Annotated in this window: 17 protein-coding genes; 11 read left to right on the top strand and 6 right to left on the bottom strand. The window is 40.3% G+C overall.

The window, feature by feature from the left end; all coding sequences use genetic code 11:
* The first annotated feature begins 147 nt into the window (after positions 1-147).
* Together HDC92_RS25050 and HDC92_RS25045 are read left to right on the top strand one after the other, a co-directional pair.
* A complete protein-coding gene (locus tag HDC92_RS25050; RefSeq protein ID WP_255484402.1) occupies positions 148-258 on the top strand; it encodes a hypothetical protein in 111 nt (36 codons plus the stop codon).
* The gene (locus HDC92_RS25045) at positions 252-422 is read left to right on the top strand and encodes a hypothetical protein (RefSeq protein ID WP_255484304.1); all 171 of its coding nucleotides are present in this window, start codon (positions 252-254) and stop codon (positions 420-422) included. The genes HDC92_RS25050 and HDC92_RS25045 overlap by 7 nt, the downstream gene beginning before the upstream one ends.
* A 3-nt stretch (positions 423-425) precedes the next feature.
* Here HDC92_RS25045 and HDC92_RS00865 read toward each other — a convergent pair whose 3' ends face one another.
* Complete coding sequence (locus HDC92_RS00865; RefSeq protein ID WP_183871676.1) at positions 426-578, bottom strand: hypothetical protein; 153 nt, start codon at positions 576-578, stop codon at positions 426-428.
* 405 nt (positions 579-983) lie between these two features.
* Here HDC92_RS00865 and HDC92_RS00860 point away from each other — a divergent pair, with 405 nt between their 5' ends.
* Complete coding sequence (locus HDC92_RS00860) at positions 984-1,973, top strand: DUF6602 domain-containing protein (protein WP_183871674.1); 990 nt, start codon at positions 984-986, stop codon at positions 1,971-1,973.
* A 65-nt stretch (positions 1,974-2,038) separates the two neighbouring features.
* Positions 2,039-2,662 carry a class I SAM-dependent methyltransferase gene (locus HDC92_RS00855; RefSeq protein ID WP_183871672.1) on the top strand — a complete coding sequence of 208 codons (624 nt, stop codon included), beginning with the start codon at positions 2,039-2,041 and terminating at the stop codon, positions 2,660-2,662.
* A gap of 299 nt (positions 2,663-2,961) precedes the next feature.
* Here HDC92_RS00855 and HDC92_RS00850 read toward each other — a convergent pair whose 3' ends face one another.
* Positions 2,962-5,178, bottom strand: a complete 2,217-nt coding sequence (locus HDC92_RS00850) for a hypothetical protein (protein WP_183871670.1) — start codon at positions 5,176-5,178, stop codon at positions 2,962-2,964.
* A 134-nt stretch (positions 5,179-5,312) separates the two neighbouring features.
* Here HDC92_RS00850 and HDC92_RS00845 point away from each other — a divergent pair, with 134 nt between their 5' ends.
* The 6 genes from HDC92_RS00845 (at position 5,313) to HDC92_RS00820 (ending at position 9,824) form a co-directional block, all read left to right on the top strand.
* Positions 5,313-6,476 carry a hypothetical protein gene (locus tag HDC92_RS00845; protein WP_183871668.1) on the top strand — a complete coding sequence of 388 codons (1,164 nt, stop codon included), beginning with the start codon at positions 5,313-5,315 and terminating at the stop codon, positions 6,474-6,476.
* A gap of 374 nt (positions 6,477-6,850) precedes the next feature.
* Complete coding sequence (locus HDC92_RS00840) at positions 6,851-7,303, top strand: DUF6266 family protein (RefSeq protein WP_183871666.1); 453 nt, start codon at positions 6,851-6,853, stop codon at positions 7,301-7,303.
* A gap of 164 nt (positions 7,304-7,467) precedes the next feature.
* Positions 7,468-7,848 (top strand): hypothetical protein, encoded by a 381-nt coding sequence (locus HDC92_RS00835; RefSeq protein WP_183871664.1) that lies wholly within the window; start codon positions 7,468-7,470, stop codon positions 7,846-7,848.
* Positions 7,767-8,378: a peptidoglycan-binding protein gene (locus tag HDC92_RS00830; RefSeq protein WP_255484303.1), complete on the top strand. Its 612-nt coding sequence runs from the start codon at positions 7,767-7,769 to the stop codon at positions 8,376-8,378. The genes HDC92_RS00835 and HDC92_RS00830 overlap by 82 nt, the downstream gene beginning before the upstream one ends.
* A gap of 6 nt (positions 8,379-8,384) precedes the next feature.
* Positions 8,385-9,020, top strand: coding sequence for a DUF6266 family protein (locus tag HDC92_RS00825; protein WP_183871662.1), 636 nt, complete (start codon positions 8,385-8,387; stop codon positions 9,018-9,020).
* A gap of 426 nt (positions 9,021-9,446) precedes the next feature.
* The gene (locus HDC92_RS00820; RefSeq protein ID WP_183871660.1) at positions 9,447-9,824 is read left to right on the top strand and encodes a GreA/GreB family elongation factor; all 378 of its coding nucleotides are present in this window, start codon (positions 9,447-9,449) and stop codon (positions 9,822-9,824) included.
* A 68-nt stretch (positions 9,825-9,892) separates the two neighbouring features.
* Here the strand turns inward: HDC92_RS00820 and HDC92_RS00815 are convergent, their stop codons facing one another.
* Positions 9,893-10,264, bottom strand: a complete 372-nt coding sequence (locus HDC92_RS00815) for a DoxX family protein (RefSeq protein ID WP_015807659.1) — start codon at positions 10,262-10,264, stop codon at positions 9,893-9,895.
* A 184-nt stretch (positions 10,265-10,448) separates the two neighbouring features.
* Here HDC92_RS00815 and HDC92_RS00810 point away from each other — a divergent pair, with 184 nt between their 5' ends.
* Positions 10,449-10,838, top strand: a complete 390-nt coding sequence (locus tag HDC92_RS00810; RefSeq protein WP_183871658.1) for a group III truncated hemoglobin — start codon at positions 10,449-10,451, stop codon at positions 10,836-10,838.
* A gap of 8 nt (positions 10,839-10,846) precedes the next feature.
* Here HDC92_RS00810 and HDC92_RS00805 read toward each other — a convergent pair whose 3' ends face one another.
* The 3 genes from HDC92_RS00805 to HDC92_RS00795 all read right to left on the bottom strand — a co-directional run bounded on the left by HDC92_RS00805 (position 10,847) and on the right by HDC92_RS00795 (position 14,970).
* A complete protein-coding gene (locus HDC92_RS00805; RefSeq protein ID WP_183871656.1) occupies positions 10,847-12,454 on the bottom strand; it encodes a putative Ig domain-containing protein in 1,608 nt (535 codons plus the stop codon).
* 11 nt (positions 12,455-12,465) lie between these two features.
* On the bottom strand, positions 12,466-14,037 hold the full coding sequence (locus HDC92_RS00800) for a hypothetical protein (RefSeq protein ID WP_255484302.1): 1,572 nt from the start codon (positions 14,035-14,037) through the stop codon (positions 12,466-12,468).
* A 195-nt stretch (positions 14,038-14,232) separates the two neighbouring features.
* Positions 14,233-14,970, bottom strand: a complete 738-nt coding sequence (locus HDC92_RS00795; protein WP_183871652.1) for a LytR/AlgR family response regulator transcription factor — start codon at positions 14,968-14,970, stop codon at positions 14,233-14,235.
* Positions 14,971-14,973 lie beyond the last annotated feature (3 nt).

Below are 14,973 nucleotides of genomic sequence, written 5' to 3'. Positions count from 1 at the left end.
CCAATGGAAAGGAAAAACCGTGACCCCGAGTGAGGAATCGAAACTAGTCAAAAAAGGACTTTATATAGCACTGAAGAAAAGTTATTGCTCAAACCTTTTTCGTTTTACGTGAAGTGCCTGTCGCTTCCCGGCCTTTTTGCCGGAAAGATGCATGCATTGCTTTTTCGCAAGTGGGGCACGATTGTAGAGCGGGACTGGTATGATATGGAATGGTACATCAAAAAAGGATACCCCCTCAATCCCGACATTTCTTGCTAAGAGCGATAGATAGCGGTGACTGGAAAAAAGAGACCATCAACGAAGAGGAGTTCAGAAGATTATTGAGGGAAAAGATAGAAAGTGTTAAAATGAACTTTGTCAAGTACTTTATCCCGTTTTATACGCATTACGCTTGCGATAAAGGGGTTAACTTACTCTTATGAAATTTACCTCTTTAATTTAGGCAATCCAACTGTGCGTAGTATATCATTCGCTTTGTCCACTTTTGACTGAAAAGCAGGATGGTTTCTATATTTATCCAACGTGCTGTCTACTGCAACATTAGGTATGTTTTTTTTATTTAATTCCTTGATTTTCATAATACAAATATAATTATTTTTAATTAGTTCCATAAATTCAGAGCAGATTATAGAACGGTCCTTTTAACCAAAAAAGCTTCATATTCTACGCCTTTATTAAATGTTTCCATTCCTCATTCATAGACACGGATCAGTTCCGTATCCGTTCCCCAATAATTTTCGCCTATCCAATAGCCGATCTCGGCGTTCATACGGTGGATATCTGTTTGCGGAATTATGCTGCAATGCCGATAAAAGTTTCGTTTTCGAAGATCCCGAATACATGCCCTACCAGTTTTTGTCGGGCCAGGGCGAGAAAATGTTACGTTCGATTAGGTTGGCTCGTCGGCAGTTCCCGAAAAATCAAATCATAGCTTATACCTTAATACTTCGAAACTTGTACATTAGAGTATCCAAATTAATAGCATGGCAAAAGGTCAATCTCCATTGAAGATTCAGATTCCCAATCAGGGATGGAAACAGTTTCTAACGGCAAGGGACGAAATGCTCGATGCTTACGACAAGGCGCGTGTGCATAGCAATAAAAGAACGGTACAGACCGGACACGGGAATGTCGCTGAAGCTGAGTTCCGAAAGTGGCTCAGCGATTTTTTGCCAAAACGATACGGGGTTACTTCGGGTTTCATTATTTCCCAGGGCGTGCCAAATTCGGAGGATTTTGTCGAATACGATGTGATCATCTATGACCAGCTGGAATCCCCTGTTCTTTGGGTAGACGCTAGTTCAGATTCTTCTCCACAGGGAAGATCGATGGCCATTCCTGTAGAATATGTTTGTGGCGTGATTGAGGTGAAGGCGGTGTTTAATAAAAGGAGTGTTAAGGAGGCGGTCGAGCAATTGAGAAAATTACGACCGTTGATGGGCTCCAGTAAACCATCGGTGCATGACTACAGATTTTACCTACCCAAAAATTTCTTTTGTGCGACAGTTTTTTACGAACTCCATAAGAAGGATGAAAGGGAATTTGCGGCACTGGACGCTATGCTTGATGGCACGGATTTAAGGGGCTTTTATGGAGGCTATATTCTTCGCCCGGAATCAATTGAGAAATATTCCAGTGGCAGAATAACTTTTGAATACTTAGATGAGGACATAGTGCCAAATAACAGTTCCCTGCTGTTCTGGGCTAACTCAAAATGCAAGAGGTTAAATGAGCTCTATTTGAGGGCAAGGCTATTACATTCGGAAACCCACTTTTCACAATTTGCATTTGACATTATTGCACTGCTCAAGGGTACTTATCTTCCGTACGCCTTGTCGAGCATGTATGGCTTTGGCACATCTGATTGGGAAAAGGGCAGCGCAATTAGTACAACATATGCAAATCCAGAGCATGTTAAAAGGTATCGGGAAGAGGTCGAGAAAATTTTCGGTGGTGGTTTTTATAACGAATAGCTCATTGATAGGCGGACGTAATAACGTTTTAATGTGAACTACCTTGTGATTATCTTTGCACGCAGATGAAAAAGCAGCACATTCAGGATACTTTCGGGAATATTGATATTTATTTATTTGATCAGTTGTTAAAAGGAACGTATGATGATTGTCATATGATTCTAGATGCCGGCTGCGGAACAGGTAGGAATTTGCTATATCTTTTACAAAGCGGCGCAAATGTTTTTGGCGTAGATCAGAACCCTGAAGCCATTGCGCAACTAAGGACGCTTGCAAGCTCATTTCCTCAAGTGGATCCGGAGGAGAACTTTAAGGTAGCTGCTGTAGAGGGGTTGCCCTTTGCTGCTGAAACCTTTGATCTGGTAATCAGCAGTGCGGTATTACATTTTGCAGAAAACCTTAATCATTTTGAAGCAATGCTGAGTTCCATGTGGGAGGTGCTCAAGCCTGGAGGGTATTTTTTCTGCCGGCTGGCTTCAGAAATCGGTATTGAATCACTGGTCAGATTTATCGAAAGCGGCAGGTATATTCTTCCTGATGGATCAGAGCGGTTCCTAGTGAACCAGGAGATGCTGCTCAGACTTACAAAAAAGATTGGTGGAGAACTTCATGAACCAATTAAGACGACCAATGTTCAGAACCTTAGAAGTATGACTACCTGGTGTGTACGAAAGACTAAGTCATCGTGATTTTAATTCCACGATCCATTTAATTCCATACTCATTTCCGCAATTTTAAAAATGTTTTCATTAGATACGTTATATTTTTAACGGATATGAAGCTTGCTTCGCAGATCTGGAACCCTTTTGTAAAAAAAAACTTACCTGTATCTTAGTTCATAAGGGCAATACTGTGAAGGTAGTTGCTGTTGATGGTGTTAAAACGGGAACTCCATAATTCCAGTTAAGTATACCTCTTTCAGCGGTACATCCCAATTTGATTTATTCCATTCAGCAAAATATAAAAGGCCGAATTAATAAGCTAATTCTCATAGTGAGCACCTTTTCGCTATGAAACCACATTTGATATTATAGTCCTCTCTTACGGGGTTTAAATCTCCAATACCCACCCAGATTTCAGCCTTAAGTGTGTCAAATTTGTACAGACAGTAATTGTGTAATTTATAATCCAATTCCCGGCGATCTTTTGCAATCATATAGGTTATTCCCGTACCATTTATAACATATCCTGTACTGATGGAACAATCATGTAGTTGACCATCTTTGCGGTATTGGCTTCTGATTTTTTTTATTTGATCCATTAATTTGTTTATAGAACTTCCATTTGCAGCAAGTATTTCTAACATGATCTTAGTACGGTGTTCTATATTTGAATGTTCTATTGATTCCAGCATATGAAGGAATTCCTTTGGTAGGTAGCATTTTACTTTTGGTGTAAATTTCGTTTTATGCCCGAACTTATACATATAGTAATCATTGATTTCATCTGTATTGTTGTCAAAACTCATCATACTGATGTTCTTCTCGTTTGATTCCCGAAGCAAGTTTTCGATATAAAGCCCATCAAACAGAAAATAAGCCAATAAATCTATTTCTTCATAAATGCTAAAATGGTTGAGTTCTAAGAAACGTTTTCTCCGCCTCAAGTAATGGAGGAATAATATAGGAAGTTCAATATGATCTGCAATCACTACTAAATCATAAATACTGATGATCCATGGAAATACATCTTCGGGGAAGAATTTAAGGTCGTTGGCGACTTTTATAAGTGGTGTTAAATGTCCTACGGGCTCAAGTGTTAAACTAACAATAAAAAACTCATCAAATTTCTTTGGATCGATAATTATTTTTTCTCTTTTCCCTTTAGTGAAAAATACAGCTTCTTCAGACTCTTTGATGAAATCCATGGTACGCTTACCTTGACTGGTGGCGTCTCTGATCAGATCCTTTAAATGAGCTTCAGTGCGTTGGTAGTTTCCTTGTTTGGCTTTCATGCTTATTCTATTTCCCTTTGCTTCAATGATAAACAGAATAGTATCGTAGGCAATTAGGCCATCGGTTTCACATACCTTACCATCTTTTTCATAAAATAAATTTTGAGGATGAACAACTCCGGTCCTGAAAAGTATTGAAAAGTATTCCATTCCTTTATTCAAAAGAAAGTCATGCTTAACATCTTTAAACTTGGAAGACAGTTTTTGATCGGTTTTAATGTAGTTTTCATATAAAGGCTCTACGCTCCATGTCAACAAAGAGAAGGAGGGGACAATATAGTGCTGACCGTGATTAATAATCGGTTTAGTCTTTAAAATGCTATTAGACGAGATCAAATGTTGATCTTTGTCAATGGTACCAAAACCTATCGATAAATGTTTTAGGAAGTTCTCTGCTGAAAGTGTTGGTATCCTACAGTGGCTGGCTAGTTCTTCAGCAGTAAAGGTATAGACCGACTTAAGATTATACAATACTTCATTTATATAATAGCCACCAAACATTTCCTTGAGCTTTTTAGAAGGTTTGTTTGCCAGTTCACGAAATTGCTCTATAGTTAAGGGGGATTCTTCGGGTAACTGGCCAGTGTTTCTAAATCTGACAACCTGATCTTTAAGCTGATCGCCTTTAACTTTGGCAGCATCAATTTCCGAAAAAAATCTGATACTGATCATTTGAAGTAGTTGCTGACGAATTATTATTGATTCTTCTAAAGTAAAACCGAAGTGCTCATTTAATTCCTTACTAAGAGGTTTGAAGAGTTCGCCACTAAAAAGTAGGTGGTGATCCGGGTGACCGGGGTTTCTCACTAAGATTTCGTCCCTATGAAGTTTATTGGTGATTTGTTCAAGAGTTGATTCTTCTTCACTACATGTCTCAGTTCTTGATAGAGCAGATTGTAGTCCAAAATATTTTCCAACAGCTTCCTGAACTTCTGATATTGCCTCGAAAAAATCTTCAGCCATTAACTCACAAGTATCTTTGTATTCATTCCTCAAGCAATGAATAGCAACAATTTCAGAAATGATGAACATTCTGTCCTCACGATAATCAGTATACTGGTTTGCATCATGTTGATGGTTGTAATGGCAAATGTTAGCAATCAGTTGAAAGCTGTCAAATAGTTTGGTCCGCTCGATAAACTTATTGTAATTTTCCTCAATCATCACTGGCAGCGATGCCAGCCATTCTTGATAAATTTTGTCACTTTCTTCATGAGAATATTCTGGATTTGGCATTTCTTCTGGTTTCATCCTAAAAAATTGTAAGCGTTATAAAGTCTTAAATATATTAAGATTCAATGGGTGTTTGCTATATAATATTTTATTAACAGAGTATTATATAACCAAAATTTTTTGGTTGGGGAGTATTGCTTAATTTTATCAACATGAAGAAGAATGAAAGCGAAGGTCTTGTAAACGAGGTAAATCAGGGAGTCTTTTTTAAGGAGTTCACATTTAGTAGAAACGAATTCATGGTCGGTAAACTAGAGCTTGAACTGGCTGATCATGTGGTTTGGATGGACGACTTATTTTTTATTTTTCAGATAAAGGATAGGAATCCAACCAATGCAGAGAATGGCGTTAAATGGTTCCAAAACAAAGTTATCAATAAGGCAGTTAAACAAATCAAAAATACCCTTAAGTACCTTGAAGAATACAATCATATCCCCTTGATAAATAATAAAGGCCACGAATTCAATTTATCTGACGCTAAGGGACTTGAGAAAAGAATGGTGATTGTTTATAATCCCGTGTATAATTTTCCTGATGAAAAACGGAATTTGAAATTTTATAAAAGTAGCCAGATTGGATTAGTACACTTATTTCATGCGGAGGACTATGCTTGGATATGTAAATATTTACAGACCCCTGCAGAGATTGAAGAATACTTAGATTTTAGAGAGAATCTATTTGGAGTTCAGGGACATATAATTGTCCATTTACCGGAGCAATATGTACTAGGGCATTTCTTAGAAACACTGGATGTGGACCAAATTATACCTAGATACATTAACAATGTGCGGAATTTTAAACTTGATACCGATGATTTTGACATTTCTGGTATCATCAACAATTTTACCAAAAGCATTCGGCTAGCTAATGGTGCTACCGAATACTACCCGATCATTAAAGAAATTGCTAAATTAAAACGTAGTGAACTTCGAGAATTTAAGAAGCGGTTTGTAAAAGCATGGGAGGTTTGTAAAGAGGGAGATTTAAATTTACCTTACAGAATGTACCTTCCCCGTACAGACTGTGCCTTTATTTTTATTCCGTTAGTCAAAACAAAAGCTGGGAAATGGTATAACGCTTTGTACAATTATACGTTGGCACACAAATATGATCAGAAAGCGGGCAAGTGCGTAGGTGTTGTTATTAAAACCCATATTGAAAAGGGGGAAAACTTTATTGATATGAACTGGATGTATGTAGAGCAAGAGTGGATTTATGATGATTTAATCGAAATGCAGCTTAAAAATAACTTCCCTTTCAGAAAAGTAGCTACAAAAGAAATTAAGAACAGGTATATGGATTTTGATGAATCATAGTACGCCAATTTTGCCAGCTCTTTATTCATTGTATTGCATAATATCCATACCGAATATTTCATTAAATTCACATTTAATATGTGTTTGTGTACAAAATGTACTCTAATCTCTACCTGATAGCTTTAGATTTTTTTTTGTAATTTCGTTGCCTACCAAATTAACCGTTGGCAGATAGCTTGTCATAAATGTAAGAACGACTAAATTAATGCGATCAAAAGACTCAGTTAAAAAACTTCGGGAAATTTACAGGAAGGAAAAGCTTTATTTAAAAGAGGTTAGGCGGAAAAACAAATTCCAGTCTTTTAATACGGTGCATGCCAAGGAAAGACGCAATGAAATTGATATGGATATAAACCTTATCAAAAAATTAAAGGATGGTGTTTTTAAGCAATTTCTTCATTTTATCCCTCCAGGGACAAATGAACGCCGCTACTTCTTATCACCTGAAGTATGCCATTACTGGTACGAGCAGCTTGAATTACGCGCTTGATTTTGAGAAGGTAGTGTTTAGTGCAGGTGATTTGCTGGCGCCAAAAGGAGCTGAAGTAAACATTACCCTTGCCGCTAAGCTTGACTTTGCCTGGGTGAATGATGCTGAGCCTGACAGTACTAATGGTACGGATAAGGCAACTTTGCTGGTTTATAACCCAACCAAAGACAAGCTGGTTACACTGGTTGCTGCCGCGCCAAGATCGGCAGAGGCTTATGTATTGTCGGTACCGGGCGACTTTTCTGGTGATGGGGTACATGCATGGATCTCTTTTGTAAGTGCGGATGGTAAGCAGGTGAGTGATAGTGTGTATGTAGGGGAGTTTATTGTGCTTTAATTTAAAGGGACGGTGCGCGGCACCGCCCTTGTTTTAACTTTCTTAATGTACTTCACGCGCGTCATATCGACGATAGGAGATATCTCTTGGTTAGGTATAGTTCAAGAGATTCCTCACTGCGTTCGGAATGACGACCGAATTAAAATCAATTAAAAGAGAAAATTATGAAAACATTAAATATAAAACATTGGGGTATGAACCTCATAAACCTTGTAAACGAGGTTAAAAAAGAACATCACCTGGTAATAGTACTGATGCTGTTATGGAGTGTGATAACGAATGTGTTTAGCAGTGCCGAAATGAGTGCAGGGATAAACCAGAGTGTGCCGCTGATGGTAGTGCTGAGTTTAATTACCTTTTTACTGCTGCTGGAACTGAGCTGGTGGTTATTGAACAGGCTGTGGCAAAGGGTTGGTTTGCCGGGAATTGACAGCATGGTTTTACATTATAAAGAAATGGAGTTATGGAAGCAAATCGCATTTTTCTGGGCATCGTTTGCCTTGGTGTTATTGGTGGGGCTGGGGTGTTTGGCGGCAGTGGTGTAGGCGCCCCGTCATCTCGAACCGCAGGGAGAGATCTCTTGCTTAGGTATAGTTCAGGAGATCTCTCGTCGCTGCGCTCTGTCGAGATGACGGGAAAACGCAATGACGTGTTGTGTATTGCACGGGCAGAGGTAGGAGTAAGAGAGCTGAGGGGTAATAATGATGGTAATCGGGTTGCTGAATATCTGGCCTATACAGGGATTAAAGTGCCAGCTCCATGGTGTGCCAGTTATGTTTCTTTTGTTTTTGGGAAAGCTGGTTATGCCCAGCCCAGGACGGCCTGGTCGCCTGCAATGTTTCCGATATCAAGGATTGTAAAAGAGCCAAAGCCTGCGGATGTGTTTGGGATATGGTTTCCAGAGCTGAAAAGGATTGCGCATGTTGGCCTGGTGGAAAAGGTTAAGGATAACTGGATTTACAGCATTGAGGGAAATTCATCGCCGGATGGGAGCAGGGAAGGTACGGGGGTGTATCAAAGATTAAGGCATAAGCGAACGATTAAAGTTTATGCAGACTGGATAATTAACAATTAAAGCATTATGGCAAGATATAAAAATGGAATAAACGGAGCAGTATCCGGGAAAATTGGCAATGTGGTTGGTGCCACTTGCAGGGGCATAGCTTATTTAAGAAGCTTGCCTGAAACCACTAAAGGGCCTACTCAAAAACAGATCAACCAGCGCTTAAAGTTTGCACTGGTAATGGGTTGGTTAAAGCCTTTGCTCAACATCATCAATATAGGGTACCAGATACTGACAGGGGATAAAACACCAATGAACCGCGCAGTATCTTATCACCTGAGGGAAGCTGTAACAGGAGATGCACCCGATTATGGTTTAGATTTTAAGAAAGCGATATTTAGCCGGGGCGAATTGCTGGCATCCTGGATACTGGAAGTTTTGTGTCTGGTAAATGCGGTATTGCGCATTAAATGGGACAATGGCCCGACATCTGTATTTAGCAATGACAGCGATAAGGCCAGCTTTATCATTTACAACCCGGCAAAAGAAGCCTTTGTTACTTTTACAAATGCAGCAGCGCGGGCGGATAGAGATGCGGTTTTACAGCTGCCGGAAGATTTTGCAGGTGATACTGTACATGCCTGGCAGCACTTTGTAAATGTTGAAGGCAATGCCGTAAGTACAAGTGTTTATTTGGGTGCATTGATGGTATGAGCCTTCCATTTGGCATAATTTTGCCATAAAACCTGGTTCAATGTCCAAATATTTTTTTATCGGGGGTAATTGGGCTACATTTGCTATTAATGAACCCATTTAAACAATTAAACAGAAGGCTGGATGAAAAATTCGCAAATCAGTTGCGAGTGGCCACTGCTATGTTTAACTGTTTTCTTTCTATCCAATTTGAACTGGGAGATGCTTTTTTAAAAAGCAGTAAGGACTTTATCAAATAAGCCCCAGCCTTATACAGGTTTGGGGAGTTCCTTTTAATTATTCTTTTTATTGTTTTTTCTGGTTAGGCGGGTATAAGCTACGGTTGAACCTTCTTGTACTCTTCTTTTTGGCCACGCAGCTTACAAACCATAACAGCTGGAGAGGAAAAATCAAAGCATTTATTGTTTAAACATTATCAATTACATTATGACTACATCAATTATATTATCAACGGGAATTTTTGACTTGTTAAAAGATCACATCAGAAGAAGAAAACTAAGTAAATATAACCAGGAAAAACTGGAACAGGAACTTCGTAATGCCAGGCAGATCCTGAGTAAGGACATTCCTGCCGACGTGGTAACAGTGAATACCCGTGTACGTGTTAAAGAACTGGAAACAGGTGCAGAGTTTAATTATACACTTGTTCCGCCTGCAAAGGCCAGAAATAAACACAATACCCTTTCTATTTTATCGCCCATTGGCGTAGCTATGGTGGGTTATGGTCAGGGTTCTGAATTAAAATGGGAAATGCCAGAAGGCATTAGAGCTTACAGGATAGAAGAGGTTACCAGGTTAGCATAAATATACAAATACCGGCTTTTGGCCGGTATTTGTATTATAAGATGTTCTTTTCTGCTAAAAAGGTGTTGCTAAACAGTTGCTTTGTTTAATTTGTGGTAATAAATGTAAGAGATGGCCAGGATAGCTAAAACTACCAGTGGGAAGAGCGCTTGTCCACCAAAACCATCTACAGCCCAGTGGCTGATGCAGGCAAATATAAAATCAAATCCGAAGCCGGCATAGATCCACTCTTTAAACCGACCTTTGATTTGGGGAACAACCAGGCCAATTGAACCTAAAACTTTAAATACAACCAGTGCGTTTCCAAAATACTCCGGATAGCCCAGATGTCTGATACCTTCTTTAGCTAATTCAGTTTGAGAGGTAAATGCCGGCATTACACCTTCAAATAAAAAAATAAGAATGGTGGCAACCCAAAAAATAATTTTGTCCTTTTTCATGATGTTTTTTGTTTATATTCTAATTTACTGTTTTTAGTTATTAATTTAACTTATACAAAAGTAACATTCAATGATCAGACCTGCGGCGGGTAGAAACGTCAATGTTAGGGGGCGTTTGCGACAAGTGCAAGAAGACTAAAAACAATAAAAGATAAAAAGGTATTTATATATTATTAATGATCCCATGAAAACAGAACTCGCTAATTTTGAAGATATTGTACTGTTTGTAAACAGTTTTTATGATAAGGTTCAGTCGGACGAACTGATCGGGCCAATATTTAGTGCAGTAATTACCGACTGGCAGCCACATCTGGAAAAGATGTATAATTTCTGGAATGCAGCTCTTTTTGGTGTGCCCGGTTTTAAAGGCAATCCCTTTGCCAAACATGCCCCGCTATCGCTGGAGAAGCAACATTTTGAACGCTGGCTGCTGCTGTTCAGGCAAACTATAGATACTTATTTTGAAGGTGCTATGGCAGAAGAAACAAAAAAGAAAGCCGATATGATGGCGATTATGTTTTTAAGTAAGATTGAAAATATGAAGGGTGGCGCAGATAAAATTATACTGGTCTGATAAGCTGCTTATTTTCCGGAAGTTGCCTGTGTTTTGCTGTTTCCAGGATATACTTTTATAAAACGGACACCATGCGGGTTCACTTCTGATGAAAATTCCTGATCGGATTTGGCAACGTCCTGCTGTCTCCATAGATCACGAACCGTTTGTTCGCCCCTTAATCCCAGGGTTTTCCAGTTGACAGTGATCTTTTCTGATTTTTGTCCACGGTTAAACAGACCAACAGCCATTGAACCATCCTCCAGCGGTTTGGCATATACCACTGTTTCCCCATTTTCAGAGACCAGCATACCAAACTTGCCCATTGGATCCTGGTTTACATCAATCACCTCGTTGTTGGTTAGCAAACTGATGGTGAAGTCATCCAGCTGGGCCATATCACAGCCAATTAACAGGGGAGAAGCGAGTAAACACCATAAACTGATGTGCGTGTATTGTTCATCTGCAGTTAGCTTTGTATAATGTAGTTTAGGTCCCCAGCCTACCATACCTACTACCAGCATATCTGGGTCTATCCAGTGTCCGGGACCGGCAAAAGGGGCCCATTTGGTTTGATTAAAGCCAAGCTGGCACATCCGCTCCCAGGTGTCTCTGATATCACCGGTAGTCCTCCAGCTATTGGCCATTTTTTCCCATTGTGTGGCATCTCCGTAAGGGGCACTGTTAGACAAACTGTATACTACATCCCGTTTATAGGAACGTAATGCGTCCTTCATTTCTTTTACATGGTATACATCGTTGGGGTTCCAATCGTATTTCAGGTAATCCATTCCCCAGTCCATCCATTGCTGTACGTCATTTTTCACAAATGAATATTTGCCGTGGTGGTAGTTTATGCCATGCTTTTCCTTTTTCTCAGGATCAACAAAACGGTAAAATTCATTGTGTTTTCCTTGTTTCACCCAGTCGTACGTGCCATCGGCATTGTCAGAATAAGCCCCGAGATGCCCGGCATAGGTTCCTACCCAGGGACCAGAGTAAATTCCTATTTTAAGTCCCATCCTGTGTACTTCATCGGCAAGACCCTTCATATCAGGAAATTTGCTGTTACATTGAATGGCATTGTATTTTCCACCACGAAGTCCCTGCCAGCCATCGTCTATATTGATGTATTGCCAGCCATAATTCAGCAGGCCTTTTTCTACCATTGCTTTGGCCGAACTCAATACCTTTTCCTGGCTTACGGCATCGCCCCAGCAATTCCAGCTATTCCAGCCCATTGGAGGTGTTAGGGCTATCTGATCACCCACTACTATCTTAAATGTCCGTTTCGATTCTCCTAATGAATTTTTTGCGGTCAGGGTTACTTCATATTCCCCGCGTTCTGTTATTTTTCCCGTTATCCGGCCAGAACCGGGGTCTACGGTTAAACCTTTTGGCAAATTCAAAGCTCCGAAGTGCATCGGGCGAATGCCTGTTGCGGGGATGGTATAAAGGAAGGCAGAGCCTGGACGGAGCCCAAATATTCTGGCCCCGTTGATGCGCGGAGTTTGGGGTGGGGCAGGCGTAAGGATATATTTTTTTAAGGTATCCGGAGCGCCCTGCGCCTTTACCAGGTGATTGGTCAGACATAAAATGCCAAAGGAAAGTAAGCAGCCTGTTATAAATTGTTTCATCTTTATTCTTTTTAATACCCTATTGCTTTCAGGGCCTGTTTACCCAAACGTTCTTCCAGTTGGGCCAGATATAAACTTGAAGGATTGACCCGGGTGTTTTGAGCATCAAAAATACCCTCCGGCAAAGCCGGGCCGGCATTGTTAAATGGTCTTGGCAAAGGCATACTTTTTCCTTTACTGCCAATTACCCAATTGTAGGTGCCCGGAGGTATCTGATTTACATAGCTGCCTGCTTCACAATTCCAGGCAACAGACCAGGCAGTTCCCCAGCCATGACCAGAGCCCATACTGCCCCTGTTTTTGAAGTCCATACCACCATTTGGTGCCTTACAATTGTCTAAAAGCATGCCTGTGCTCCAACGCTGATGTCCTTCAATGCGGCCATTGCCAACAAAATTACAATTCAAAAAAACGATGGGGCCTGTTTGTCCGGCGCCCAGTGCTACATACCAGATGTTATCACCTTCAACCGAACAGCGATCTACCAGAATTTGCCCTGCATTGGGTGCAAATTCTGCCGGTTTCGATGCACCATCATGTAAGGCCTTACGGATGACAGCGATGCGCTGCAGTGTAATCCTGCGTCCGCCGGTTCCTACGCTTTCCATGGTTTCCATCAGGTCCAGATCTTTCATCCAGCAATCCTCGCCGTTTAGCCTAACCGCATAGTAGAGTGCCTTTGTATGGTTAACTGCTTGCGGGGGAGATACAATGCGTAAATTTTCTAAGCCAGCCTGTTTAAGCCGTTTTACATCATTGGCCAATACCATTGTGGTTTCATCATTGGTATAATTTACATCATACGAATCTACCAAAGGAACGTCTAAAGTAATTTTATTGCCGTTTATAGCTGATATGTGACGTTCGGTGATCAATAAGGAGCCTGTTTTAATCCATGTTTGCGCCTTGCCATCCCGTACCAGATCGTCCATGTGCATGAAACTTACCCACTTGTCGGTAACTGGTTTTCTGATCTCAACATTATCACCAACCTTAAATCCAGCTGCATTTGCTACATTAAAAGATAGGCTTCCGGCAGGGATATATTTATCTGTTATTTTAACCGTTTTTTCATTGCCTGCAGCATTACCCAGTCGATTGCCGGCACGTTGATTAAGGCCATTGGATAGGATTACAGCAGTATGTTTTTCACCATTCATGGCAATAATACTTCCGTTTTCCGATTTGCCGCTTCCGCGGAGTACCACACCATCTGCTGTTATTTTTATGGTTTTGGCACAAGGGTAGGTACCAGGTGCCAGTAAAACAGCCCCGCGGAAACCATTTTTATCCAGTGGCAGTGCCGATACCTTGTCGATAGCCGCCTGAATTAAGGCTGTACAATCTGCATTCACATCGCCCGGTGGCTTAACTGTAACTTTTACAGTAACATCTGGTAATGCCACACCACCGCCCATATAGCCAGCATGAGAGAAATCCATTATGCGGTCGCCCTTGGCACTTTTTTTATAAACCAGCTTGCCGTCAGCCCCAAAATAAATCCATTCACTTTTTCCTGGATCTTTATCCTTTTTGGATGCTTTGGCTTGTACAAATGTGCTGGTTAATAGTAAAAATAGCATTAAAGCCATTTTTACCCGTGGAATTCGCGAATCGATATGCTTCATCTGTTTACTGTTTTTCTATATGATGACATCCTGAGCTTTTTTAATAAGATAGCCCTAACGAAACTACATATAAAGGCAGCAGAATTTTATATGGCAAAATAGCTTAGTAATAAGCTATTTTAACAATTAACTTGCAGTTGTTTCCGGAAATTAAAGAAGGTCTGTCCCGGGGTTAAATTTATGTGAACAGGCTAATTTGTAATTACGTCCGATAGGGATTTTGTTTCCTGCTATGATCATGTAATTGGGATGGTAAGCGTCTGTTTTATTTACAGGAATAATAAAAGAGCGGTGAATGCGCATAAACTCGCCAATAGGGAGTAGTTTTTCTGCTACGCTGATTTTTTGTTTGGTTTGGAATGTTTTATCCGTTGTAACCACTTTAATATAATCCTTCACACTTTCAATCCACAATATATCCCTGGTATCAACCTTTACCAGCTGGCGTTCTATTCGCAGGTACAAAAAATGGGTGGGCGCTGCTGTGGCCAATCCTTCAGGCTCTTTTAAATGCCGTCGGTTTTTATCACCATTTATAAATTGCATTACCTTATCTATCGCCCTCAGGAAACGTTCCAGGGGAACAGGTTTGAGAAGGTAATCTATTGCATTTAGCTCAAATCCGTCAATGGCGTATTCCTGATAGGCCGTTGTAAAAATGATCATAGGAGGTGTTTTCAGGCCACGGATCAGGTCTGTTCCTGTAAGACCAGGCATTTTTATGTCGAGAAATACCAGGTCTATTTTGGTGTGCTGGACAAGTTGAAGGGCTTTAAGGGCATTGTTACACGTATCCACGATTTCTATTTCGGGAACATTTACCGCATATTTTTTTATAATTTCCAATGCATGGGGTTCATCGTCTACTATAAGTGTACGGATAGCCATCTT

Source organism: Pedobacter sp. AK017, from assembly GCF_014200825.1.
GTDB lineage: Bacteria > Bacteroidota > Bacteroidia > Sphingobacteriales > Sphingobacteriaceae > Pedobacter > Pedobacter heparinus.
Note: the sequence above shows the minus strand (reverse complement) of the source record. Positions and strands in the feature narration are given on the sequence as shown.

Coding starts and splice junctions, on each gene's coding strand:
- HDC92_RS25050 (WP_255484402.1), top strand. CDS start 148: ATGCATGCATTGCTTTTTCGCAAGTGGGGCACGATTGTAGAGCGGGAC.
- HDC92_RS00865 (WP_183871676.1), bottom strand. CDS start 578: ATGAAAATCAAGGAATTAAATAAAAAAAACATACCTAATGTTGCAGTA.
- HDC92_RS00860 (WP_183871674.1), top strand. CDS start 984: ATGGCAAAAGGTCAATCTCCATTGAAGATTCAGATTCCCAATCAGGGA.
- HDC92_RS00855 (WP_183871672.1), top strand. CDS start 2,039: ATGAAAAAGCAGCACATTCAGGATACTTTCGGGAATATTGATATTTAT.
- HDC92_RS00850 (WP_183871670.1), bottom strand. CDS start 5,178: ATGAAACCAGAAGAAATGCCAAATCCAGAATATTCTCATGAAGAAAGT.
- HDC92_RS00845 (WP_183871668.1), top strand. CDS start 5,313: ATGAAGAAGAATGAAAGCGAAGGTCTTGTAAACGAGGTAAATCAGGGA.
- HDC92_RS00840 (WP_183871666.1), top strand. CDS start 6,851: ATGGTGTTTTTAAGCAATTTCTTCATTTTATCCCTCCAGGGACAAATG.
- HDC92_RS00835 (WP_183871664.1), top strand. CDS start 7,468: ATGAAAACATTAAATATAAAACATTGGGGTATGAACCTCATAAACCTT.
- HDC92_RS00830 (WP_255484303.1), top strand. CDS start 7,767: ATGGAAGCAAATCGCATTTTTCTGGGCATCGTTTGCCTTGGTGTTATT.
- HDC92_RS00825 (WP_183871662.1), top strand. CDS start 8,385: ATGGCAAGATATAAAAATGGAATAAACGGAGCAGTATCCGGGAAAATT.
- HDC92_RS00820 (WP_183871660.1), top strand. CDS start 9,447: ATGACTACATCAATTATATTATCAACGGGAATTTTTGACTTGTTAAAA.
- HDC92_RS00815 (WP_015807659.1), bottom strand. CDS start 10,264: ATGAAAAAGGACAAAATTATTTTTTGGGTTGCCACCATTCTTATTTTT.
- HDC92_RS00810 (WP_183871658.1), top strand. CDS start 10,449: ATGAAAACAGAACTCGCTAATTTTGAAGATATTGTACTGTTTGTAAAC.
- HDC92_RS00805 (WP_183871656.1), bottom strand. CDS start 12,454: ATGAAACAATTTATAACAGGCTGCTTACTTTCCTTTGGCATTTTATGT.
- HDC92_RS00800 (WP_255484302.1), bottom strand. CDS start 14,037: ATGCTATTTTTACTATTAACCAGCACATTTGTACAAGCCAAAGCATCC.
- HDC92_RS00795 (WP_183871652.1), bottom strand. CDS start 14,970: ATGGCTATCCGTACACTTATAGTAGACGATGAACCCCATGCATTGGAA.